The sequence below is a fragment of the Methylocaldum sp. RMAD-M genome, from assembly GCF_017832375.1.
In the GTDB taxonomy this organism is placed as follows: domain Bacteria; phylum Pseudomonadota; class Gammaproteobacteria; order Methylococcales; family Methylococcaceae; genus Methylocaldum.
Genome location: NZ_JAFIBZ010000002.1, coordinates 170,477 through 194,558, shown reverse-complemented (window position 1 = coordinate 194,558; position 24,082 = coordinate 170,477). Strand labels below are relative to the sequence as shown.

The window sequence follows — 24,082 nt, the reverse complement described above, 5'->3', positions numbered from 1 at the left end:
CAATTAATCTTCTCAAGATTTGCAAGGACTTAGGTGTGCCGCTCGCAAAGTAATCCGACATGTTGAAGCTGCTCTGGACCGACATTCTGTTCTTCATCCTGCTGGCGGGGTTCGCCGTGCTCGTCGTACGGGCCAGGGGCCGCGAGCATTTGCGCCGGCCCTGGCGCAAGGTCGCGCAGAGTCGCAGCGCCATGGTGTCGCTGGTGATTCTGCTGGCTTACCTTTTCATTGCCGTATTGGATTCGATCCACTTTCATCCGCGGATTGAAGGCGAAAATGGGCAATACCAAGGCGAGGTGATCAGCGTGCTGGACAGCTGGATGACGCCGATCCGGACGCGCGTGGAGAAAACCTATTCGGCGCCTTTTTCGTCCTACGCCTATGCCAAGGAAATGATCCGTCAGCCGGACGGTACGCAACGATGGGACTATCCCCGTTTGCAGTACGGCGGCGCGCATCTGGCCGATCCGGAATACGAGAAAATAGCGGATATCCTGACGATCGGCATGAAGGGATTTGGAAAGGGAGTATTGGTCTGGCTATTGCTGGCTTTGCTGGTCATCGCCAGGCGCAGCCGCCAGGACCGTATCGGTCCGGCCGAGAGTTTCAAGCGCATCGCCCTCGGCCGAACGGAAATTCCGTGGCGGGCCGCATTACTGACGCTGTTTCTCATTTTGGGGTGCGGCGGAATGCTGGGGGAGCTGGGGCTGCGCTATCACGTGCTCGGCACAGACAAGGTTGGCGAGGACGTGTTCTACCAAAGCCTCAAGAGCGTTCGGACCGGGCTTTTGATCGGCACCCTGACCACCTTCGCCACGCTGCCGCTAGCCTTGGGATTCGGCATCCTCGCCGGTTATTTCCGCGGCTGGGTCGACGACGTGATCCAGTATCTTTACACCACCCTCAATTCCATCCCCGGCGTGCTGCTCATCGCTGCCGCCATGCTCATCATGCAGGTGTACATGGCCCGGCACGAGGACGACTTCGCCAGCCTGGCGCTGCGGGCCGATTTCAGGCTGCTGTTTCTTTGCCTGATTCTCGGCATGACCAGCTGGACCGGCCTGTGCCGCCTGCTCCGCGCGGAAACCCTGAAGTTGCGCGAAATGGAATACGTTCAGGCGGCTCGGGCGCTGGGCGTCAGGCAAGGCATAATCCTGGTGCGGCATATCCTGCCCAACGTATTCCATCTGGTGCTGATTTCGGTAGCCCTGGATTTCAGTTCGCTCGTGCTGGCCGAGGCCGTGCTGTCGTACGTGAATATCGGCGTCGATCCCACCATGGAGAGCTGGGGCAACATGATCAACAGCGCCCGGCTCGAAATGGCGCGGGACCCGGTGGTGTGGTGGTCTTTGGCGGCCGCGTTTCTGTTCATGTTCACCCTGGTGCTCGCCGCCAATCTCTTTGCGGATGCCGTGCGGGATGCTTTCGATCCGAGGCGGGCGGAGTAATGGACTAGCCATTGTCATCATGTTCGATAAGACCATGGTATTTTTTCCAGATTCCCGGAGGTAGCTTTTCATGAAATTAAAAGTGATCGTCCATCAGGCCGAGGAGGGCGGTTATTGGGCTGAAATTCCTGCGATTCCAGGCTGTGCTTCTCAAGGCGAAACCTTAGAGGAGTTGTTGGCGAATCTTCATGAGGCCGTAGAAGCTTGCTTGTCCATTGAGGTCGAGGAGAAAGGTCTCGCACAGACGGACAGGATTTTGGAGATCGCCGTTTGAAAACCATTTCCGGCAAAGCTTTAGGGAAATTGCCGGAGCGGCATGGATGGGAGCTAAAGAGAATCAACGGCAGCCATCATGTCTACGGAAAGCAAGGTTATTCGGCGCGTATTTCGGTTCCTGTTCACGGCAATGAGCCGCTCAAAATCGGGCTTCTAAAACATTTTCTTAAGGTGGCCGAAATTTCGGAGCATGAATTGTGAGTGTTGTCTCTGAGGTGCTGGAAACCGGTGTAGAGCGGCAACCGGCCAGCTCGCTTTTGTCGGTCTCCGATCTCCACGTGAGTTTCCGTCAGGGCGCGGAGCTGATACCTGCCGTTAGCGGGGTTTCGTTTCATATCGACAAGGGCGAGACTTTCGCCCTCGTGGGCGAGTCGGGTTCGGGAAAATCGGTCACGGCGCTGTCGGTATTAAGGCTCTTGCCCCACAATGGACGAATCATGAGGGGGCAAGTGAGTCTTGGGGGCACCGATTTGTTCGGGTTGCCGGAATATGCCATGAGCGCCATCCGTGGGCTGCGCATCGGCATTATTTTCCAGGATCCCATGAGTTCGCTGAACCCGGTCATGACGGTAGGACGGCAAATCGGCGAAGTCCTGCGCTTGCAACGGGGTTTGCAGGGCAGGGCGGCGAGAAATCGTGCCTCGGAGCTCCTGGATCATGTGGGACTGCCGAATCCGGAGCGGCATCTGAATGAATATCCCCACCAGCTTTCCGGCGGCATGCGGCAGCGGGTCATGATTGCCATCGCTCTGGCCGGGGAGCCGGACCTCTTGATCGCCGACGAGCCGACTACCGCTTTGGACGTGACGATTCAGGCGCAAATTCTGGAGCTTCTCGAGCGACTGAAGCGCGAAAGCGGAATGGCGCTGTGGCTGATCACCCATGATTTCGGCATCGTCGCGGAACTGGCCGACCGCGTGGCCGTCATGCGCGCCGGCAAGATCGTGGAACAGAGTGATCGAGAAGGGTTTTTCGAAAAACCGGAGCATCCTTACAGCCGCGAGCTGTTCACGGTCATGCCCCGCTTGGACGCCTGCCTAGCCCGGCCCGAAACACATCATTCGGACCCGCTGCTAGTCGTGGAGGACTTCAAGGTCCATTACCCGATCAAGCGCGGCATCCTTCAGCGGACCGTGGATTATGTCAGGGCTGTGGATGGTGTTTCGCTTTCGGTGGCGCAGGGCGAGACCCTGGCCCTGGTGGGCGAGTCCGGATGCGGCAAGACTACCCTGGGCAAGGGGATTCTCAATCTGATCGAGAATTCCGGTGGGCGGGTCCGCTTCGATGGCGCCGATATCACCGGGCTTCGCGGCGAGGAACGCCGGAAACGTTACGCCGAGATGCAGATCGTGTTTCAGGACCCGTATTCCTCCATGAATCCGCGCATGGTCGTGGGCGACATCGTCGAAGAGGGACTACGTGCCTTGCATCCGTCCATGACCGAGAAGGAGCGGCGCGAACGAGTCGAGGATTTGCTCCACGGCGTCGGTTTGCCGAAAGAGGCCCGATTGCGTTATCCGCACGAATTTTCCGGCGGACAGAGGCAGCGCATCTGCATCGCGCGGGCCTTGGCCGTCGATCCCAAGCTGATCGTGTGCGACGAGCCGACCAGCGCCCTCGACGTTTCGGTCCAAGCCCAAATTTTGAAGCTTTTGAGGGATCTGCGCGATCGGCGTGGTCTCAGTTATTTGTTCATCACCCACGATTTGGCCGTGGTGGCCGAGTTGGCCGATCGGGTGGCGGTCATGCACCGGGGCAAGATCGTCGAAATGGGGTCGACTCAGCAAGTTCTTTTTAAGCCGGCTCACTCTTACACCAAGCGTCTGTTGGAGGCAGTGCCGAAGTTAAGAAAGGGACAAAAATAGTTTCTCTCACTTCCAAGTGACAGTGAGCGGAACGAAACGCCTTATGGCCGCTCGGCTGAAATGAAAAAGCCGGGCGCAAGGCCCGGCTAAATGCAGATCGATAACAGGCGTTCGTCTAGTTCTGTACCGCCGGCAAAGTGCGAGGATCGCCACTGGCGTCATTAAGACAGCCGGGCTGTTCAAAGCCGGCCGTGACGCCATCCCCGTTGCCGTTATACTGGTCGAGAATAATATTGTCCGGACGAGCGGGATCGCCCGATACACCGCCGACACCCTGCATCTGGTCCAATCCCAGGTTCTTACGAACGCGCCAGGCGATGTTGTGGTCGGCACAGGAGGTATCGCCGCTAACACCCACGGCACCGATGATCTTTCCATTCTTGTAGAGGCCCAATCCGCCCCCGAATACGTTTACGCCACCGGGACGTTTGCCCACCATCGGGTCATTGGCCTGACCATAGTGCTTCGGGTTACCGCCGTAAGCCACGCCGGGATTTACCGGATTGCTGAACTGAAGGCCGTACAAACTGCCGCCGAGCATCGTTTCCGCGTTGGCGCCGGAGGTTCCTTGCGCGGCCGAGTAAAGGTTACCGGTGGAGAGTGCTAGGCCATTGAGGCTAAATGCATTGGCCGTATTGGCTTTTTGGGCGGAAATTACGCGGCTGCCGGGCCATTGGGCGCCACGGTCGGTTCCGGAGAAAGCAACTGCACAGACTACGCCATCACGATTGACGATGGTGCCCCACATGTCGAAGTCCAGTCCGCTGCTTTCGCTGGCAACGGCGTTGACGAGAGCATTTTTTAGCTCGGCATGGGAGGGCAAACCGTTGCACGCCTCCTTGCCAGCGGAAGAATCCGCCATAACATTGCTGCAAGCCAAGGCAGCCGCCCCCAAGGCTATTATTATTTCTTTTGATTTCATAGCAGAATTTCCATCCGTTTGTTGGTGTTGAAAGATAAATAAAATTATTGAGCGTGCCGTCCGCAGTCGGCGGATTACAGGCAAATTAAGAAAAAAGCCTAAAAAGCATTAATTAATAGGGTTTGAAGTCAGATTTCGACAATAACAGAGGCATAAAGCGGGCCATGTCTTTTGTCCCAGTGTTTCAAAAGACGATATAAGCTTTCCACGAAGCGATTTTCCATTAAATCTAGATTGCTAAGACAAATGGCACGACTATAAACCGGCTATACCGTTTTGCGACTGTAAAAAAAACTGACATTTTCTGTTATCAAGAAGCCGGAATGAGTGATTAATCCGGATAAACCTATGTCCGTATCCTTTTTCATATGTTTTTACATCTTTATCAGGAAGTTAAAGTGTCAGCTTTTTTTACAAATAAGCCGAATCGGTTAGCGCCAGAACACTCCTTCAGGTAACGTTCCAGACTTTCCGGTCAATCGTCCCTCGCCCGATTGATGCAGCAGCGCAAAAATTTCGGCTGCGGCTTTTTTCTCGGTTTCCCCCCAGCTTTTGATTCTTCCGTCGCAGTAATGCTGTCGCAGGGCGTTTTGAATCCGTTCGTCGGTTTCCTGCGTTAAGGGGACGACCTTGCGCCAAACGGCGTCCGACTCGCAGATCGATTTTTTGGCCGCGTCCGCCGCCTTCAAAAATCCTGAAAGCGCATTCTCGTGAGCATTGGCCCAGTCCTCCCCAAAAACATAACCGAGACTCGGTACATCGGCGTCTACCCCCAAGCCTCGAAGTATGCCGCGTCCATCGATAAGACGACGATAATTCTGAGCCTCCAGTTTGGCGGCGAAATTCCAGTAATTCAGGACGGCGTCCAGCTTGCCTTGTTGCAACTGTTGGTTGAGCAGCGGCGGCGCGCCGAAGACCTTGTCGGCGGACTTGTCGAGGTCCAGGCCGTGCTGTTTTTGAGCCAGAGCGCGCAGCAGCAGCCAGTTTTTGTCCAATCCGCCGCCCGCGATGCCTAGCCGCTTTCCCTTGAGATCGGCGATCCCTTGGATGGAAGAGCCGGCCGGTACGATCAACGCCCCATGGCTGGTAGAGTAGGGCAGAAAAGTGACATCCATGCCTTGCCCGCGCTGATTGGCCACCCAGATCCAATCGGACACGATTACATCGACGCTTCCTCCTTGCAGGGCGATTTTCCCCGCCTCGGCGCTGGCAAGGGGAGTCGTTTCTATGGTGATCCCCTGCGCCTTATCGAGTTTTTCCTCTTGAATAACGGCAAGCTCCCAGTTGAGCGTGCCGAAAGCCAGCATGCCGATTTTGATCTTTTGATCGACGGTTTCGGCACAAACGTGACCGGCAGCGATCAGGGCGAGGAAAATCGAGATGACGATTTGATTGTGCATGATGTTTAAACCGGTGCTAAAGAAAGGACTGTAACATTTCCAGGGCGGTAGCTTCAGGACAAAGCCGAACACATCATTGTCCGCATGCCTCGCTTAAAATTCTTGCCATTTTGGGCCCGTTGACTGCGGTACAGTATTCGCGTTCGACCGTGGCTCGTCCGGCTTGTCCCAGGCGGATGCGCAGGTCGGGGTTATGCAGTAGTTCCAGCAAGGCGGCTTTCCATTCCGATTCGGTGGAGGCGAGAAAGCCGTTGACGCCATGCTCGACGATCCTGAGGTTAGCTCCGACCGGCGAGGCGACCACGGATTTGTGGCAGCCCATGTACTGAATGAGTTTATAGCCGCATTTCCCCCTTTCCCAAGGGGTATCGGACAGGGGCATGATGCCGATGTCAAAGCGCCGGATTTCGTCCACTTCGGTTTGTTCCGACCAGTCGCGATACTCGATGTCGACATCGGGGAGCTGCAAATGCGCGGCTTCCGCCCCCACCACTTTTATCCGTACGGGATGATTCCGTGCGATTGCCGAAAGCACGGCATTCAAGTTTCGCAAATACTGCGCCGTAGTGGGCGAACCTATCCAGCCGATGGTGAAGATGTCGTTTGGTTCGGTCGGATTCTGGGGATAGCGGTTCAAGTCGATCGAGGTTGGGATAAGCGCCACACGTGCGGCGCCGGCTTTAGTCGCCCGCTCGGCGAGGTATTCGCTTCCCGCGATCACCGCTTTGGAATGCCGCATGACGCGGTCTATCTTATCGCCCAGGATTTTGCGGATGACAGGATTGGCGTGACGATCGTAGCGGTGGAAGATGGCGTCGTCGTAGTCGACGACATAGGGAATTCCCGCGCGCGCCATGGCGGTCTCGATCCAAGCCGGAAGCCAGGGCAATGCCTCCGCTTCGATCCAGATCAGGTCGTATGCGCGTAATCCCATCAGGGATGCGATCCGCCTGGTATAGCCGTCGAATGAGTAGAGTAGGGATTTTCCGTGTCCGGCATAGAATCGTTCGAGATACTCGTCCTTGAAGAAAGGCGCGACCGTGATCCGAAATCCCTGGCTCTCGAGATAGGGTAGATACTGATACGAGCGGAGCCGGCTGCTGGCCCCGAGTTGGCCGTAGCGGCTAAGGAGCAGAACCTTCATTTATCGATCGACGCGTCTGGCCCAAACCGTCATCCGTGCGGTTTGGCCGAGCCGGCTCAGGATCAGGGCCAGCGGATAAAGCGGCAGGTTGAAAATTCCCGGATGCCGCTTGAGGAAGCGGGAAACGGTCGAATTGGGCCATTTGTCTTCGATGATATAAGCCGTGCTCGCCACTAAATCGGTCATCACTTTCTGGTAAAGAATCTTCTCGATGCGCCAACCCGTAGCGTTCAGCAGGGCTTCCAAAGTCTCCGGGGTGAAGTGGTACAAATGGGCGGGCAAGTGCAAGGGAAACCATCGCTGTTTGAACCAGCCGAGTTGGAAGCAGGCCGCGTTGGGAACCGAGATGGCCAGCCAGCCGTCCTTCCGGGTCCAGCGATGCAGCTTGTTGAGCGCGAGCACGGGGTCGTGCAGGTGTTCCAGCACCATCCAGCCTACCACCAGATCGAACTGTTCGGCGGGTTCGGGCGCCGATTCCAGGCTCCCGCAATGAACCGAGAAGCCTGCATCTTGAGCATTCTTCGCCGCCGTGGGCGAAAATTCTATGCCTTCCAGTCGCCAGCCTTTATCGGCCATTCGCCCTAGAAAGCTGCCCGAGGCGCAACCGATTTCCAGCATTCGTCCCGGTTCGAGTGCGGGCAAGGACAGGCTGTGTATCCTCAAGGCATTTCTGACGAATTCCTTGATGGCATTCGCCGCTGTTCTGAAACGCGAATGGGTAATGCGGGTGCCGGCGTAAGGCCCGTAAGTCTCGGGATAGTAATAGCCGATGGTGTCCGCGGTCGGTCTCGGATCGGTGCGCAATAGTCCGCACGCCGAACATCGAACCACGGAATACGTGCCGGGCAGGTCGTGCAGTCTGTCCCTTCCTTGCAGAACCAATTCATCGCGGCTTTCGCAGCCCATGGGACAGGGCTTGCTTTCAAGAGCAATAGAATCTGGCGTATCAGTTGAAACCATATTGATGTTTAGCGAGAGCTGGCTAGACGGGCTTTATCGATCCACGCCAATCCCAGACCGATCGGAAGGCTGATCCCGAACAGCAGCGGAAAGCCGACTTCCGCCAAGCTGGCATATAAGGATTCTCCGGCATGGACCGAGTATCGGATGAAGTTGGCCATATTCTTGAGCTTGGGTTTGATCCCGGTGGGCAAGCGTACCGCTTCGCCGTAATAAAGCCGAGCGCCTCTCGGGCTTCGATAGCGTATTGCCCTCGCTTTGGCGGTCAATCCGTCGGGCAGATACTGAATGATCCGCATCACCTCGTTGACGCACCGGAATCTCGGATTGAGCCGGTTGAACACGACACCTTCCGCCAGGAATTTTTCGCCGGGAATTTCCGGAAAAGGATATGACCGCAGCCGTTCGGTCCGGACGAAATAACACTTGTCGCCTTTCATGTTCATTTCGAACCAGTATTCCCGATGGCTCATATCCATGGAGTCACGGGGAAACCGCTTCGGGACGATGCTCCCGTCGCGATAAGCGCACAATCCCATGACGCCATCCAAGGACTCTTTTTCTTCGGGAGGAATGGCATTCCAGATTTCATGGAATCGTTTCAGAGTGTGGGGCAGAAGGAGATCGTCGGAATCCTGGATCAGAAAAAACTCGCCGGATGCCAGCATCAGCCCTTGGTTGATCGCCACATGCTTGCCTCGATTCTCCTGATGTACGTAGACGATAGGAAAACCGGCGCTCGCTTGCCATTCCTCGACCCGCGCACGGGTATCGTCGGTGGAACCGTCGTCCACGATGATCCACTCGAAATCGGTAAACGTCTGCGCCTTGAGGCTCTCAAAAACCTCGGCCAGCAACCGAGCCCGGTTGTAGGTCGGGGTGAAGACCGTGAATGAGTATGATGGCATCGTCGAACCGATCAGGCAGACCGCTCGAAAAGGGTATTTTCCCGCTCCCGAAGAATGCGGTACCCGTTGTCCGAAATGAGGGATCGTAATAGTTGTTTCCGCTCGGCCGTTTGCGGACCGCCTTCGATTTCGACCAGGATGTAGGCCGGTTTAAGCTGGGGAATATCGGCAATGTCATCGAAAAACCGATTCAGGACCGGATATTCGAATCCTTCGATATCCAGCTTCAGGACATCGATCTTTTTCACCTCAGCCATCTGCAAAGCGTCATACAAAGAATGGCACTGGACCTCCTCCGTCTCTCCCTCGGCCTTGAGGAAACTGTTGGCGCCCCGGTTGCCTTCCCGATTGAGCCCTAGCCGCAGCATCTCCTTCTTGTCCGAGATGCCGATTTGATAGGCGGCGATCACGCTGTTCCGACCGTTGATTTCGATATTTTTTCGCAGGAGTCGGAAATTTTCCGTCGCCGCCTCGAAGGCGATCACCTTGCCGGATGCGCCGACGATCTCCGCGGCGAACAGCGCGTAGGCGCCGATATTGCTGCCCACGTCCACGAATACGCCGCCTTTCGGCAAACGCTTCATCAGGAATTTTCGCTCCCACCGGTCGTACATGTGCGGGATGAAGAACAGATTGCCGCCCACGCAATCGGACGGATCGACGATCATCTCGATGTCGCGTCCCCGATAAGTCCAGATGGTGGAGCGAAACAAGGCCCCGGAGATGAACGAGCAGACCAAGGGTTTGACGATGCGGTTGCTAATTCCGCTAAACCGCCAAACGGGCGGAATAAGCCGCGTCACGGCTTTGGCGGCTTTGACGAAAGGCGGTATCGGGCTGATCGCTAGATCCATGTTCATCGTTGATTTTTGTTGTTGGCGTTTAGCCGATGAGGCTCAATTTTAACCTGGTTTTGACGATTACCAGCGCTGAAAGGTTTATGCCGGCGACCGCGATCGCGCTGGCAATAGCCGCGCCCATGGCGCCGTGTTCGCCGATGAGATACAGCTCTAAAGGCAGTTGCACGGCCAAGCCGCCGCCCATGAGCCATGTGGCTTCCTTCTGATGTCCGGTCATGGTCAGCAGGATGGTCCCGAGACCGGTCAGGGCGTACAGCGATTTTCCGGCCAGGAGCATGATCAGAAGAGGGTAAGCATCCACGAACGATGCTCCGAAAATACCGAGTATGTATTTTCCTATGCCTGCAATGAGTGAGGCGGCCGTCAAAACGAACAAGGCATTGCCTATTGTGGTGATTTTCAGTAGCCGCCGGAGGTCCGGAATCAAGCGATTGTTCCAATGTGCGGCGATTAAAGGCGCGGTTACGCTGCTGGCCACGACCAAGCCGAAAGCTGCGAAATCTGCGACTCTGGCCGCTACCGCATACGAACCGGCTTCCCGCGTGCCCACCATCGATCCGATCAGGAGGATGTCCAATTGGCTGATCAGCAGCTGGATGCCGACGACGACGAACATGGGAACGGCCATGGTCAGCCATTCTTTTTTTCGATAGGACGGCAGGCTGCCGGAAACGCCCTCCGGCAGGGATTGCCGAAGCCATGCGCTGCCCAGCAGGAAGTTGGTCATGGCTACGGCCAGGCTGATCAGCATTGCCGTCACGGGATCGACGAAGTCGTGAAACCCGAAATAAATCGCCGACAGCAGAATGATCAGGAGCAGGGGGCGAACGAGGTTTTCCGGGAGTTCGGCGAAACTGATCTTGAGCAGGCCGCGGAGAACGCCCACGCGCAATTCGGACAAGGACATGAAAGGCACATGGAGGAAAGCCAGGATGAAAACATAACGATGCAGATCGTCCATTGTGTCTTTCAGCAGCCAGCCGATCATCGCTGCGGCTGACCCGATGACAAGGTAAGCTCCGAGCGTGCTGCGCGTCGCGAAAGCCATGAAACCTAGAATGGCGCCCCAGTCTTTCTGCGAGTTGTAAATCGCGACGTACCGGATCGAGGTCTGTACCATGCCCAGTTGGGCCAGCCAGGATAAGATCGGGGTGAAGGCGAGGGCGTACACGAATAGCCCGTAATTGTCGGAACCCATGAACCGCGCGGTAATCGCCTGAGCCGTGAACGACAGGCCGATGCCGACCGCTCGGAGGCTGAAAGTGCCTATTGCGTTGCGAACGAGATAAAAAAAGGTCCGGTCTTTCCCGAACCTCGGTTTTGCGATCATTGATTCCGATAAGGTTTGAATGGGTTTGCGCGAGCGCGCGACCGATCGTTTTTCGGTTGCGGCACGAAGCGGCGGATGCTGACCCTGAACCGATCAAGTTCGCGCCATCGGGTATTATACTGTCCCATTTTCTTGAGTCTTTCTTCGCGAGTTTCGGGACGACGGGCTGCGGGTCGAGTGCGAACAGGCAACCAAGACACGGGCCATACGAAAAGACGACGTTCCGCCTTTCCAGGTCATTGAGCCAAGCCGTTTTGAACAAGAAACTTTTATTTTTCGTTACCGAAGACTGGTTCGTTTGCTCGCATTGGCTGCCCCACGTGACTGCCGCCCGTGACGCAGGCTACCAGGTCTACGTGGTGACGCGGGTACGGCAGCACAGGGCTATCATCGAAGCGCGAGGCGTCCATGTCGTTCCGCTCGAATTGTCGCGGCGCGGCCGCAATCCGATGGCGGAACTCCGGGTGATTGCCGATCTGATCAAGATTTACCGAAAGATTCGGCCCGATCTGGTGAAGCATGTCGCCATGAAGCCGGTGGTGTACGGCACCATTGCTGCGTGGTTCAGCCAGCCATGTGCCGTGGTGAATTACATGGCCGGTCTCGGCTGGCTGTTTACTTCGGACAGCGTCAAGGCGCGGCTGCTTCGTCCGGTGGTCCGCGCCGTGTTGAGGCAGATTTTCGCACGGGGGCACGTTATCGTGGAAAACCCGGACGATTACGAGCAGATGATGAGCTTGGGGTTGCCGGCCGCCCGCGTGAGCTTGATCCGGGGCGCCGGTGTGGATCTCCGGGAATTCAGTCCGGCGGTAGAGCGCGATGAGGTCCCTTTGGTCGTCCTGCCGGCGCGTATGCTCTGGACCAAGGGGATAGGAGAGTTCGTCACGGCCGCCGAGCGGCTGCGCGCCGAAGGCGTTGCGGCGCGATTCGCCCTGGTAGGCGATCCTGACCCCGACAATCCGGAATCGGTCTCGATCGACCAACTCGAAAGTTGGCGGCAGAAAGGGGCGGTCGAATGGTGGGGGCGGCGGGACGACATGCCTCAAGTGCTCGCCGCATGCCATATCGTCTGCCTGCCCTCGTATCGGGAAGGCCTCCCCAAGGCGCTGCTCGAAGCGGCAGCCGCGGGAAAACCCATCGTCACCACCGATACCCCCGGCTGTCGGGAGGTGGTCCGTCACGGCGACAACGGTCTGCTGGTACCGGCGGCGGATGCGCTCGCTCTGGCCGAAGCGCTCAAAACGTTAATCGAGGATGGGCCGCAGCGGGAGCGGATGGGGCGTCGCGGCCGGGAAATCGCGGAGACCGAATTTTCCTCGGAAAAGATAACCTCCGAAGCTTTAGCCCTGTATAATGCCGTCCTTTCGTGAGTGGTAGGTCGGCAATCCCTTGCCGACGAAGGTGTCTCCGTCAGGGGAACTTCAATTCCCCGCTACCGTCATCTTTTCGAGCAAAATAGATCCGGTTCGGGTATTGCCCCGCAGGTCTACATCGTTTCCGACGGCCTGTAGATTCATGAACATATCTTTCAGGTTGCCCGCGATGGTGATTTCCTCCACGGGGAACTGGATCTCGCCGTTCTCCACCCAAAATCCGGATGCGCCGCGGGAATAATCGCCGGTGACCGGATTGACGCCCTGGCCCATCAGCTCGGTGACGAGAAGTCCCGTGTTCATGCGTTTCAGCAAGCCCTCTAAATCGAGTTCGCCGGGGTCGATGACGAGATTGTGCACGCCGCCGGCATTGCCGGTGGTTTTCATGCCGAGCTTGCGGGCTGAGTATGTGCTCAACACATAGGATTCGAGTATGCCGTCCTTGACGATGTGGTGAGGTCGGGTCCGAACGCCCTCGGCGTCGTAGGGTGCGCTGCCCAAGGCCTTCTTGAGGTGCGGTTCCTCGCGAATTCGTATGAAGGCCGGGAAGATCTGCTTTCCCAGATGGTCGAGCAGGAACGACGACTTCCGATAGAGATTGCCGCCGCGGATGGCGCCGATGAGATGGCCCAGCAGGCTGGACGCGATATCCGCCGCGAAGATGACCGGGCATTGCCGGGTGCTCAGCGAACGGGCGCCGAGCCGCTTTACCGTGCGCTCGGCGGCCTTTCGGCCCACCAGCTCGGCCGCTTCCATGTCTCGGGCGTCTCGCGCCACGGTCCACCAATCGTCCCGCTGCATGCTGTCGCCCCGCTGGCCGATGACCGAACAGCTCAGGCTGTGGCGGCTGGACGCATAGCCATGCAGGAATCCCAGCGAGTTGCCCAGGACTCGTAACCCTTGGAAGGTGTTGAGGCTCGCGCCCTCGGAATTGACGATTTCGGGATGAAACTGGCGTGCGGCATTTTCGCAGCCTATCGCCAGGTTTATGGCGGTTTCCGCGTCCAGGTCCCAGGGATGATAAACGTCGAGATCGGGGAACTCGGTGGCCAGCATGTCCCGGTCGGGCAATCCGGCATATTCGTCTTCGGCCGCGTATTGAGCGATCCGGCACGCGGCTTCTACGGTTTCCCGCATCGCCGTCGCGCTGAGGTCGGTGGTGCTGGCCGAACCCTTGCGCTGGCCCACGTAGACGGTGACGCCGAGTCCGCGGCTGCGATGATGTTCAATGGTTTCGACCTCGCCCATCCGCGCGGTGACGGAAAGGCCGTGCTCCAGACTGACGCCGGCCTCCGCCGAGGTGGCGCCTTGCCGCCGGGCTTCGGCCAGGCAATCCGCCACCAGGGATTTCAATTGTTCGAGTTGTTTTGCTTCACGTGCGAAAGTCGTGGGTTCCTGCACGGATGGCTCCTTCTAATCGTTAAATCGTTCGGATATAGGAACGGGTGGGGCGCTGGTCTTAAACCCGAGTACCGCCCACGGTCAGCCCGTCCACCCGCAAGGTCGGCTGGCCGACGCCCACGGGTACGCTCTGGCCGTCCTTTCCGCAGGTGCCGACGCCGGTATCGAGCTGCAAATCGTTGCCGACCATGCTGACGCGGGTCAGCACGTCCGGGCCGTTGCCGATCAGGGTCGCGCCTTTGACCGGCCGGGTGATTTTCCCGTCTTCGATCAAATAGGCTTCGCTGGCGGAGAACACGAATTTGCCCGAGGTGATGTCGACCTGGCCGCCGCCGAAGTTCTTGGCGAACAGCCCTTTTTTCACCGAACCGATGATTTCCTGCGGGTCGTGAGGTCCCGCCAGCATGTATGTATTGGTCATGCGGGGCATGGGCAGGTGGGCATAGGATTCGCGGCGGCCGTTGCCGGTCGGCGATACGCCCATGAGCCGGGCGTTGAGCTTGTCCTGCATGTAGCCCTTGAGAATGCCGTTTTCGATCAAAACCGTGCATTCCGTCGGCGTGCCTTCGTCGTCGATATTGAGCGAACCGCGCCGGCCGGGCAGGGTGCCGTCGTCGACTACCGTACAGAGCGGCGAAGCCACGCGTTCGCCGATTCGCCCGGCGAAGGCCGAAGTGCCTTTGCGGTTGAAATCGCCTTCGAGTCCATGGCCTATCGCTTCGTGCAACAAAACGCCCGGCCAGCCGGGTCCCAAGACCACGGTCATGGTTCCCGCGGGAGCTTCGACCGCTTCCAGATTCACCAGGGCCTGGCGCACGGCTTCCCGTGCGTATTCGATGGCCCGGTCTTCTTCCAAAAAGAAGCGGTAATCCGCGCGGCCGCCGCCGCCGCAGCTGCCTTGTTCGCGGCGCCCGTTTTCCTGGACGATCACGCTGACGTTGAGCCGCACAAGCGGACGCACGTCGCCATGGAGCGCTCCGTCCTGGCCGATCACCAGAACGACTTCGTGGCTGCCGGCAAGGTTCACCATGACCTGTTCGACGCGCGGATCGAGTCTCCGGCATTCCTCGTCCAGACGTTTGAGGAGGGCGATTTTCTCTTCTTCGGGCAACGATTGCAGCGGATCGATCGGCAGATAAAGCTGTGGCGGGCGGTATAGTCCGGAGACTTCCCGTTTGCCCTGTGCTCCCTCTCGAGCGATGGCTCGCGCGTTCTTGGCGGCTTCGAGCAGGGTCGGCAGCGTAATTTCGTCGCTGTAGGCGAATCCGGTCTTTTCGCCGGAAACGGCGCGTACCCCGGCGCCTTGTTCTATGCTGTGGCTGCCTTCCTTCACGATGCCGTCTTCCAGCATCCAGGACTCGAACCGGGTGGATTGCAGATAGACGTCGGCGGCATCCACCGACGCGCTCAAGAGCTGTCCCATGACGCGGTCGATGTCGCCGCCTATGAGTCCAGCCGGCTCCAGCAGGGTTTGCCGGGCGATTACAAGAGGATCATGACTCATGATGAGGTGTGAGAATTAAGCTGATGATAAAAACTAGCCTACACGCCATAGCCCTCAGCGGCAATGCAGTTTGCGGTGGGTCAGGGCCGGAAACGCGGCCCGCACTTTCTGCAGCCGGTCGCGGTCGAATTCCGCAGTCACCACACCGGCGCCCTGTGGAAGGCTGCCGAGCACCTGGCCCCAAGGGTCCACGATCATGCTGTGGCCGAAGGTTTCGCGGCCGTTGACGTGAAACCCGCCCTGATTGGCGGCGACGGTGTAGCACAGGTTTTCGACCGAACGGGCGCGCACCAGGATTTCCCAGTGAGCGGCGCCGGTTTGCGCAGTAAAGGCCGAGGGAACGACGAGAATGTCCATGCCGCTGTCCGCCATCTGCCGGAACAGTTCGGGGAAGCGGAGATCGTAGCAAATCGACAAACCGAGTCGCCCGAACGGCGTGTCCAGGACCAGAGCCTCGCTGCCGGCGTCTATGGTCTTGGACTCGTGATACTGTTCGTCGGTGCCGGGCACGTTGACGTCGAACAGATGAATCTTGTCGTAGCGTCCTGCCCGCTCGCCTTTGTCGTTATAAACCAGGCAGGCAGCGCGGACTTTGCCGTTGTCGGCGCGGATCGGCATGGTGCCGCCGACCAGCCAGACCTTCAGCCGCTCCGCCGTCTGGGCGAGAAAATCCTGGATCGGTCCGGAACCGTCGGCTTCGGCTACGGCCAGTTTGTCGGCTTCGGATGTACCCATGATGGCGAAATTTTCCGGGAGCACGACCAGGGAAGCGCCCCGGGACGCGGCTTTCTCGACTAGTCGCCCCGCCTCGATGAGGTTGGCGCTGACATTGGGACTGGACGCCATCTGGATGGCGGCGAGAACCGTTTTACTCATTCGTCTTTTTCTCCGTTTCGGTGCCAAAACCTGATAAATCTTTCATGCCGCTCCAGGCCCGGTCGAGAATGTCGAGCGGCAGGTTGCGGCTAATCTTGGTGATTTGCGGTTCGTCCCAACTACCCTTGACGGCGTAGTGGGTCGCGGTGATGCTGTCCACTTCCTCGCCGACCAGTTGTTGTGCCAGAAGCACGGCAGCCCCGACTGCGGGTCCGCCGGCCAGAGCGCCCGCAATGGGCAGAGCGACGCTGGTGTGGGGTATGACGGTGACGACTTGATCCAAATCTCTCGCCACCAATCCGGCGCGGCCGTTGATGACGATCTTGGCGGGAACCGCATCGATTAGAAAACCCTTCGTTACGGCTTGACTGTTGCCGAGCTGAAAGGTTCCCAGGACGCTGTCATAGGCTAGGCCCTTGCCGAACAAATCGCTGAAATCGAAGGACAGCCTGCGCCACAACGTGTCCAAGTTTAACATACCGAGCACCCGGCCCAGCCCCGGCTCGACCTTGAGAATCGCGCCTTTGCCCAGCTTCATCCGGATGTCGCCGTTGACGCTGGCACGGGAAAATTGCTGGGGCGCGCCCGGCCAGGACAAAGTGAAGTCGACGTCGGAAGGGGTTTCCCTGACCTCGCCGGAATAACCGATGACGGTCAACAAATCACCCATGTCCTCGATGCGGAGTTTCCCCTCGATACGCGTGGATACGGTTTGGTCCGCCGACCGTGTCCAACTGCCGTGGATGTCGAAGCGGTGATTTTTGGTCCCGCCCTCGAGTGTTCTTATGATCATGCCATGAGCGTGGCGTTCGGTTTGAAGTGTGAATGGGCCTAAATCGGCGTCCTGCCAGAGTAGCCGCTTGGCATTAAGCGCCAGATTCGGTACGGCGGACGGATCGATGGGTTCGATGTTCGCCGGTCCGGCTTTATTGGCCTTCAGTTTCGGTAACTTGAGGTGTTCCAGATCGAAAGCGATCGAATCGGCCGTGGCTTTGAAGCCCCCCTTGCCGTAAGCGCTGGCGATATGGCCCCGCCAATGTCGGTCTTCGCTCTCCATGTCGATGATCAGGGGACCCAAGGTTTCTTTGTTCCAATATAGCGTCCCGACGTTCAGTTCCAGTTTACGCAAGAGACCGGTACTGCCCGGCTCGTCCGAGGAGTTGGGCAGCAAGCGTCGCCATTCGGCGGCTTCGAGTTCATCCAGTCGGGCGAAAATTGCGAGGCCGGGTTTCGATGAGGAGGAGGGGAGCGGTGTTCCGATGGCGATATCGCCCCTTTCCAGCTCGATGCCGGTATCAGATTCCGAGAGCCTGAGCCGTGCGGTGACATCGTGTCCATAGCTCAGCCGAAGCGGGATCTTGCTGCCGGCGAGAATCGCCGTTTCGATGAATAGATCTTTTCTCGCTTTTTCGCGCTTTCCGAGTGGCGCCGGCAGATTCAACTCCAGGCCCGTCATTCCGGACGACAGCGACAGAACCAGCGGATCGCTTTCGGTATCGAGCGATTCCGGAATCCGGAGATTGAGCCGATAATCCGTGGCTCCCCGCGCCCATCGCCAAAGACTGCCGGGGATTTGTTCCTGCAGGTCCGACACGCCGATGCGGCCTTTGATCTCGACCGAAGTCTCGGCCTTCTGTCCCGAGATGCGGATGACGGCGGGACGATCGAACGCCGAGGCTCGAATGGCATCGGCGCTCAAACCGGTTCGCGTAAAATGCAAGGGGCCGTTGATGTGCCCCAGTTCCAGCCCGGCATCCTCGACGCGGAGGGTCGCATTTTTGAATTCCGCTTTGCCTTCGACTTCGGTATCGCCCAGTTTTTGATCGAGCGGAATGGTCAGGTTCAGCGAAATATCCGTTTCGCCGGCGGTGCTCACGAACTTGCCGAGCCGTTCAGGGATATCCCGAAGGGGAGTGTGGGCGAGAAAATCCAGGGCATCCGGCACCGTCGCGCGAGCGGTTCCGCTCAGTTTGAGCCAAGGCGAAGACTTTAGGTCCTTGGTTTCGGCGTGCGCTTCCACAATCTGGCCCTGGCCGATTCGTCCTTTGGTCGAGCCGATTTCCATGCCGGGACCGTGGAATTGCACGCGGACGTCGGTTTGGGTCAGCGGCGGCCAGTCCGGATGAAAGCGAAGTTCGATGTTTTGCGCTTCGATCGAGGATTCGAATACGCCTTCGTTCCGATAAAACGGGAAATCGGCGATCGCGCCGTGAAACAGGAGATGGGCATTTCGGACTTGTCCGCCGATCAGCGCCTGCTCCAACCAACGCGAAGTTTGGGGGATTACGGCGAAAGGCAGGTAATTCTTGACGGCGGCCACAGTCGTTTCGCCGAGTTGCACGCGAAGATCGAGGAAGGGAGAGGCATTTGGGCTTTTCGGCAGGACGACTCCGAACCGGCCGCGTGCGGCGAGATCGGCGTTTTCGAGCGAAAGCGAACGGGATGAAATCGACCAATCCGTGTCGGTTTGCCGCCAGGACAGATCGGCCGTGGCCTTATTCAGATGAACCGGGCTCTTCAGTCCCAGCGCGGCCGGTTGGATATCCCCGTTTTCGACTGATACCGAGATCCGGCCGGTTTTGTCGGTACCGCAGAGTTTTCCGGCGAAACCGGAAACGCCCGGAAGCGATTGCCAGGCATTCGAGCCAAAATCGTCGAATGTTCCGCACAGGGCTACGCGTTCGCCCAGCGATCTTCCGGGTGCGAAAAAGAAACTGGTATTCCGTACGGTGCCGCGCGGGGCCAAGTCCCTCAACATTCCGTCGGCTTTTTCGCCGAGCACCGGGAGAGCGTGCAAGACGGTGTTGATATCGCCCAATTCGAGGTACGACGCCGCGGCGCGTATGACGGCAGGCGTTCCGTCGGCGCGACGGGTGAGGGCGAAGGAAAGGCGGGTCTTGGGCCAGGTGTCGGTCAACGCCGGCCTGAAGCGATCGAGATCCAGTCGCCAGCCGTCGTTTTCCAGTTGCCACCTGAACCGGCTTTCCAGGGAGGCCAAAGCCAGCTGATTTTCGGTGTTTGAATCCCCATGGAAAACGAATAACGGCTTTGCGAGCTTGACGTCTCCCGTCACGGAATTCAGCGCGCCGTTCCAGTTTCCCCAAAGTCTGAAATCCGCTATTCCGGATTTCATGGCGAAACGCGGCGTCGATAAGGCGTCGGCTATCCGGGCCGTATCGATGCGCTTTCCTTCGAGGTAAAGCTTTCCGGACCACTCCTCGGCCCGGAAGAGATCGCCTTCCGCATTCAGGACAAGCCGGAATGCTTGGCCCAGACTTTGAGGCAAGATGATATCGGCACCGAGCTTATGTTTTCCGTTTTTGTTGGCAAGCCGGATATTCGCCCGTCCTAAGTGCAGAGACGGTTTGTTCCCTTGCAAATCCAGCCATTCCAGATCGCAGTCCAACAGTTCGAAGCGGCCGTCGCCCATGAGCCAGGCCGGCGGCTGGTCGCGCACGTGCAGACCTACGATGCCGATCGTGCCGTCTTGCCTGCGCCGGATCGAGAGTTTCGCTCCGATAATCTTCAGCCGGTCGAAGCTGGGTTGGCCGGTCAACAAGGTGCGAAGCGGATCGACGTCGACGCGGATTGCGGCGAATCGGATCGCCGGCTGGCCTTGCGAGTCCAGGATATGGAAGCCGTTCAGGGAAAACTCGGGATGGAAGCCATGCAGGCGGGCCGACAGTTCGTCGATTCGGACGGTTTCGCCGATCAGGAAACCGATTTCGGTTTCCAGGCGGCGGCGATACTCCGCCGCTCCGGGAAACAGCCAGAAGCGCAGGACAGTAACCGTCAGCGCCAATATGACAATGAAGCAAAGACCGAAATACAGCGCCGTTCGGTGGGTAAAACGAAGAATTCTTTTCAAAAGACGGCGCTACAGCAGGACGACATCGTATTGCTCCTGGGTATACTGCGTTTCGGCGCGGAATTTGATGCGAACCCCTAGGAATGTCTCCAGTTCCGACAAGGTGTCGGCTTCCTCGTCCAGCAGTCGCTCGACGACTTCGTTGGATGCCAGCACGAGGAGTTCCTGGACATTATATTGACGCACTTCGCGAATGACTTCGCGGAAAATCTCCATGCAGACCGTTTCCGGCGTTTTCAACACCCCGCGTCCGCTGCACGCCGGACAGGGCTCGCACAGGATGTGCTCGAGGCTCTCGCGGGTGCGCTTACGCGTCATTTCCACCAGCCCGAGCGAAGACACCTCGCTGATGGTGTTCTTGGCGTGGTCCTTTTCCAGGCTTTTTTCCAGCGCTTGCAGGACCTGCTGCTTGTGGTCCTCGTCCCGCATGTCGATGAAATCGATGATGATGATGCCGCCGAGATTGCGCAGCCGTAGCTGGCGCGCAATGGCTTGGGCCGCCTCCAGATTGGTCTTGAAGATGGTTTCTTCCAGGCTGCGTCCGCCGACGAAGGCGCCGGTGTTGACATCGATGGTCGTCATCGCCTCGGTCTGGTCGAACACCAGATGGCCGCCTGACTTGAGCATGACCCGGCGCTCCAGAGCCTTCTGTATTTCGTCCTCGACGCCGTAAAGATCGAACAAAGGCCGTTCGCCGGAATAATGCTCGACGAGGGGAGCCAGTTCCGGAACGAATTCCTTGGCGAACTTGACCAGGCGACCGTAGGTTTCGCGAGAATCGACCCGAATTTTCTCGACTCGGGCGCGGTGCAGATCGCGCAAGACCCGCATGCTGAGCGGCAGGTCCTCATGAAGCAAGGTTTTCGGCTTGACGGTCTTGATCCGCTGAGCGATGGAGTTCCACAGCTTGAGCAGGAACAGCATGTCGGTGCGGAGCGCGGTTTCTTCGATGCCCTCGGCGGCGGTGCGCGAGATGAATCCTCCGGTGGCGTGCTCCTTCTGAAAGGTTTCGATGACGGTGCGCAGCCGAATCCGTTCCTGAGCGCACTCGATGCGCTGCGATACGCCGCAGGTTCGGCTGTAAGGCATATAGACCTCGTACACCGACGGAATGGCGATTTCGGTGGTGAGCCGCGCGCCCTTGGCACCTATGGGGTCTTTGACGACTTGTACGACCAGTTCCTGCCCTTCGTGAAAAATCAGCTCGATCTGGTCGGTCGGTGTTTTCTCCCGATCGGTGGCTCCTAGATCCGATATGTGCAGGAATGCCGCCCGTTCCAGCCCGATGTCCACGAAAGCGGCCTGCATGCCGGGCAGCACTCGGCAGATCTTGCCCTTGTAGATGTTGCCGACCAGCCCGCGGCGGCGGGTTCGCTCGATCAAGACCTCTTGCAAGACGCCGTTTTCGACGATGGCTACGCGAGTCTCCCGCGGTGTGACGTTGATGAGTATTTCGTCGCTCATGCGCCGGCTAGGTGGCAGAAACGTTGAGGACCGAGATCCCGACACATTTCAACAGTTCCGCCGTCTCGAAAAGCGGCAAACCCATGACGCCCGAGTAGCTGCCGGACAGATGCCGAATGAAGACCGCACCCTTGCCCTGAATGGCGTAGGCGCCGGCTTTGTCGCGGGGTTCGCCGGTGGCCCAGTAAGCTTCGATTTCTTCCTGGCTCATTCGGCGAAAGCTCACGCTGCTGACACTCAGCGCTTCCCAATGCCGGTCGCCTTTCCGCAGCGAAACGGCGCTCAGGACCCGATGCTCCCTACCGGCCAGCTGCGAGAGCATGCGCGAAGCGTGCTCGAAATCTTGCGGCTTGCCCAAGATGTTCCCGTCCAATACGACCTCGGTATCCGCCGCCAATACCGGCAGCCTGCCGCCGCTGCTCTTCCATGTTTCGAGCGATTTTTCCGCCGCCACGCGCTGGACATAGGCTTCGGGGGACTCGTTCGGCTGCGGGTGTTCGTGAACTGCGGCCGGCATCACGTCATAGGCGATGCCGAGTTGATCGAGCAGTTCGCGGCGGCGGGGCGATGCCGACGCCAAAATAATCTGCGGACTTCGGGTGTCCATGCTATCGGTGATAAGGGTGATGCTGCAGAATGCTCCACGCCCGGTAGATCTGCTCGGCTACGATGATACGCACCACCGGGTGAGGAAAAGTCAACTTCGATAAGCTCCATCGTTGATTCGCGCGTTCCAGGCAAGCCGGAGAGAGTCCGTCCGGTCCTCCCACCAGAAGCGCCACGTCGCGTCCGCTTTCCAGCCAGCGCGCCAAAGCTGCGGCCAAGTCCGGCGTGCTCCACTCCTTTCCCGCCACATCGAGCGCGACTACATGCACATCGCGCGGCAATGCCGCCAGCATCCGCTCTCCTTCATCCTCGGTCAGTCGGACGATGTCGGCATTCTTCCCGCGTTTCGCCGGGGCGATTTCCTTCAGCGCCAGTTCGCACTCCCGGGGCAGGCGTTTGGCATACTCCGAATAAGCTTCCGTCACCCAATCCGGCATACGGTTACCGACGGCCACCAAATGAATCCGCATGTGACAGCGCGGGACAAAAAAACGAATTATAAGGCAATCGGCCTAATTTACCGACTGCGACAAATGGGGTGGCTGAAAGAAAAAGCACGTAGGATGTGCTGACCGAAGGGAAGCGCATCGGTTGCGAACGATTCGCTTCCTTGCGTCAGCGCATCCTACCGGCTCGCCATCGACGCGTTGCGAATCAAGCCAGTTGCAGCATCTTGTTCAGAGCCAGCTTGGCCCAGCGTGCGTCACCCTCGGGTACTTTGATGCGGTTGACGACGTGTCCTTCCACCAGGTTTTCCAACACCCAGAGCAAGTGTTGCGGATCGGTTCGGAACATCGTCGAGCACATGCACACGGTCGGGGACATGAAATGAACTTCCTTGCCCCGCGGCTTGAGTTCCTCGGCCAGCCGATTGACCAGGTTGAGCTCGGTGCCCACCAGCCAGCGGGTGTTCGGCTCCGCCTCGCGTACGGTTTTCAGAATGTATTCGGTCGAGCCGATGTACTGGGCTTTCTGGCAGACTTCGAAAGAACACTCGGGATGGGCGATCACCCGTGTGTCCGGGTAACGCTCCAAAAAGCGGTCGATATGCTCGGGACGGAACATCTGATGCACCGAGCAGAAGCCCTTCCAGAGAATGATCCTCGCCCGGCGGATTTCCTCTTCGGTCAGGCCGCCCATGGGTTTGGCGAAATCCCAGGTCACCATCTCGTCGAGCGGAATGCCCATGCGATAGCCGGTGTTGCGTCCGAGGTGCTGGTCGGGAAAGAACAGCACTTTCTGCCGCTGGGCGAAGCTCCAGTCGAGAATCTTTTGGGCATTGCTGGAGGTGCAGACGATGCCGTTATGCCGCCCGCAGAAGGCTTTCAGATCGGCTGCGGAATTGATGTAGGTCACCGGCGTCACGATTTCGTCGGGATCGAACAGTTGACCGAGTTCGTTCCAGCACCGCTCGACGGCGGCCAAGTTCGCCATGTCGGCCATCGAGCAGCCGGCCGCGAGGTCGGGGAGAATCGAGATTTGTTCGGGACGCGACAGGATATCCGCCACCTCCGCCATGAAATGCACGCCGCAGAACACGATGTACTGGGCACTGGACTTGGAGGCTTCGCGGGACAGCTTGAGGGAATCGCCGGTCAGGTCGGCGTGGCGGAACACCTCATCGCGCTGGTAATGATGGCCCAGAATCACGCAACGATCGCCGAGTTTTCGCTTCGCGGCGATGATTCGTTGCTCGCACTCGGCGTCATCCAATAGGGCAAATTGCTGTATGGCAAGAGCGGATACGGACATAATTCGGCGGTAACACGAGTGAAATAAGGCAGTGTGGAGGCCGATAATAACACAGCAAAATAGTGCGTAATAGGTAGCGCGAACGGGATCGACGGTGTGGTCTTGTTGCGAATCAATCTGAGAAA

At 58.4% G+C, this 24,082-nt stretch carries 20 protein-coding genes; 5 read left to right on the top strand and 15 right to left on the bottom strand.

What is annotated here, in order from left to right; genetic code table 11:
* The first annotated feature begins 59 nt into the window (after window positions 1–59).
* The 4 genes from JOD69_RS02995 to JOD69_RS02980 all read left to right on the top strand — a co-directional run bounded on the left by JOD69_RS02995 (window position 60) and on the right by JOD69_RS02980 (window position 3,589).
* The gene (locus JOD69_RS02995) at window positions 60–1,448 is read left to right on the top strand and encodes an ABC transporter permease (protein ID WP_086135307.1); all 1,389 of its coding nucleotides are present in this window, start codon (window positions 60–62) and stop codon (window positions 1,446–1,448) included.
* Between the two features lie 70 nt (window positions 1,449–1,518).
* A complete protein-coding gene (locus tag JOD69_RS02990) occupies window positions 1,519–1,722 on the top strand; it encodes a type II toxin-antitoxin system HicB family antitoxin (RefSeq protein ID WP_077728933.1) in 204 nt (67 codons plus the stop codon).
* The gene (locus tag JOD69_RS02985; protein ID WP_077728934.1) at window positions 1,719–1,925 is read left to right on the top strand and encodes a type II toxin-antitoxin system HicA family toxin; all 207 of its coding nucleotides are present in this window, start codon (window positions 1,719–1,721) and stop codon (window positions 1,923–1,925) included. Before JOD69_RS02990 ends, JOD69_RS02985 begins: the two co-directional genes overlap by 4 nt.
* Entirely contained in the window at window positions 1,922–3,589 is a 1,668-nt protein-coding gene (locus JOD69_RS02980) for a dipeptide ABC transporter ATP-binding protein (protein ID WP_240507112.1), read from the top strand. Before JOD69_RS02985 ends, JOD69_RS02980 begins: the two co-directional genes overlap by 4 nt.
* A 115-nt stretch (window positions 3,590–3,704) precedes the next feature.
* Here the strand turns inward: JOD69_RS02980 and JOD69_RS02975 are convergent, their stop codons facing one another.
* The 7 genes from JOD69_RS02975 to JOD69_RS02945 form a co-directional block, all read right to left on the bottom strand.
* Complete coding sequence (locus JOD69_RS02975; RefSeq protein ID WP_086135308.1) at window positions 3,705–4,511, bottom strand: heme-binding protein; 807 nt, start codon at window positions 4,509–4,511, stop codon at window positions 3,705–3,707.
* Window positions 4,512–4,942: 431 nt separating this feature from the next.
* Complete coding sequence (locus tag JOD69_RS02970; protein ID WP_086135494.1) at window positions 4,943–5,911, bottom strand: ABC transporter substrate-binding protein; 969 nt, start codon at window positions 5,909–5,911, stop codon at window positions 4,943–4,945.
* Window positions 5,912–5,984: 73 nt separating this feature from the next.
* Complete coding sequence (locus JOD69_RS02965; protein WP_086135309.1) at window positions 5,985–7,055, bottom strand: glycosyltransferase family 4 protein; 1,071 nt, start codon at window positions 7,053–7,055, stop codon at window positions 5,985–5,987.
* Window positions 7,056–7,961, bottom strand: a complete 906-nt coding sequence (locus JOD69_RS02960) for a class I SAM-dependent methyltransferase (RefSeq protein ID WP_205781137.1) — start codon at window positions 7,959–7,961, stop codon at window positions 7,056–7,058.
* Window positions 7,962–8,023: 62 nt separating this feature from the next.
* Complete coding sequence (locus JOD69_RS02955) at window positions 8,024–8,923, bottom strand: glycosyltransferase family 2 protein (protein WP_086135311.1); 900 nt, start codon at window positions 8,921–8,923, stop codon at window positions 8,024–8,026.
* An 11-nt stretch (window positions 8,924–8,934) separates the two neighbouring features.
* Window positions 8,935–9,783 (bottom strand): FkbM family methyltransferase, encoded by an 849-nt coding sequence (locus JOD69_RS02950; protein WP_086135312.1) that lies wholly within the window; start codon window positions 9,781–9,783, stop codon window positions 8,935–8,937.
* A gap of 22 nt (window positions 9,784–9,805) precedes the next feature.
* Entirely contained in the window at window positions 9,806–11,113 is a 1,308-nt protein-coding gene (locus JOD69_RS02945; protein ID WP_086135313.1) for an oligosaccharide flippase family protein, read from the bottom strand.
* A 254-nt stretch (window positions 11,114–11,367) separates the two neighbouring features.
* On the opposite strand from JOD69_RS02945, the gene JOD69_RS02940 reads away from it, so the two are divergent.
* Complete coding sequence (locus JOD69_RS02940) at window positions 11,368–12,483, top strand: glycosyltransferase family 4 protein (RefSeq protein WP_086135495.1); 1,116 nt, start codon at window positions 11,368–11,370, stop codon at window positions 12,481–12,483.
* A gap of 51 nt (window positions 12,484–12,534) precedes the next feature.
* On the opposite strand, the gene pmbA is transcribed toward JOD69_RS02940, so the two are convergent.
* From pmbA to nadA, 8 genes are all read right to left on the bottom strand, one after another.
* Window positions 12,535–13,887, bottom strand: a complete 1,353-nt coding sequence (pmbA, locus tag JOD69_RS02935) for a metalloprotease PmbA (RefSeq protein ID WP_077728942.1) — start codon at window positions 13,885–13,887, stop codon at window positions 12,535–12,537.
* Between the two features lie 58 nt (window positions 13,888–13,945).
* A complete protein-coding gene (gene tldD, locus JOD69_RS02930; RefSeq protein WP_086135314.1) occupies window positions 13,946–15,391 on the bottom strand; it encodes a metalloprotease TldD in 1,446 nt (481 codons plus the stop codon).
* Window positions 15,392–15,445: 54 nt separating this feature from the next.
* On the bottom strand, window positions 15,446–16,267 hold the full coding sequence (locus tag JOD69_RS02925; RefSeq protein WP_086135315.1) for a carbon-nitrogen hydrolase family protein: 822 nt from the start codon (window positions 16,265–16,267) through the stop codon (window positions 15,446–15,448).
* A complete protein-coding gene (locus JOD69_RS02920; protein ID WP_086135316.1) occupies window positions 16,260–20,135 on the bottom strand; it encodes a YhdP family protein in 3,876 nt (1,291 codons plus the stop codon). The genes JOD69_RS02925 and JOD69_RS02920 overlap by 8 nt, the downstream gene beginning before the upstream one ends.
* A 9-nt stretch (window positions 20,136–20,144) precedes the next feature.
* Window positions 20,145–21,599: a ribonuclease G gene (gene rng, locus JOD69_RS02915; RefSeq protein ID WP_077728946.1), complete on the bottom strand. Its 1,455-nt coding sequence runs from the start codon at window positions 21,597–21,599 to the stop codon at window positions 20,145–20,147.
* Window positions 21,600–21,606: 7 nt separating this feature from the next.
* Window positions 21,607–22,206: a nucleoside triphosphate pyrophosphatase gene (locus JOD69_RS02910; RefSeq protein WP_086135317.1), complete on the bottom strand. Its 600-nt coding sequence runs from the start codon at window positions 22,204–22,206 to the stop codon at window positions 21,607–21,609.
* A gap of 1 nt (window position 22,207) precedes the next feature.
* Complete coding sequence (rlmH, locus tag JOD69_RS02905) at window positions 22,208–22,675, bottom strand: 23S rRNA (pseudouridine(1915)-N(3))-methyltransferase RlmH (RefSeq protein ID WP_086135318.1); 468 nt, start codon at window positions 22,673–22,675, stop codon at window positions 22,208–22,210.
* A gap of 184 nt (window positions 22,676–22,859) precedes the next feature.
* The gene (nadA, locus tag JOD69_RS02900) at window positions 22,860–23,957 is read right to left on the bottom strand and encodes a quinolinate synthase NadA (protein ID WP_086135319.1); all 1,098 of its coding nucleotides are present in this window, start codon (window positions 23,955–23,957) and stop codon (window positions 22,860–22,862) included.
* Window positions 23,958–24,082 lie beyond the last annotated feature (125 nt).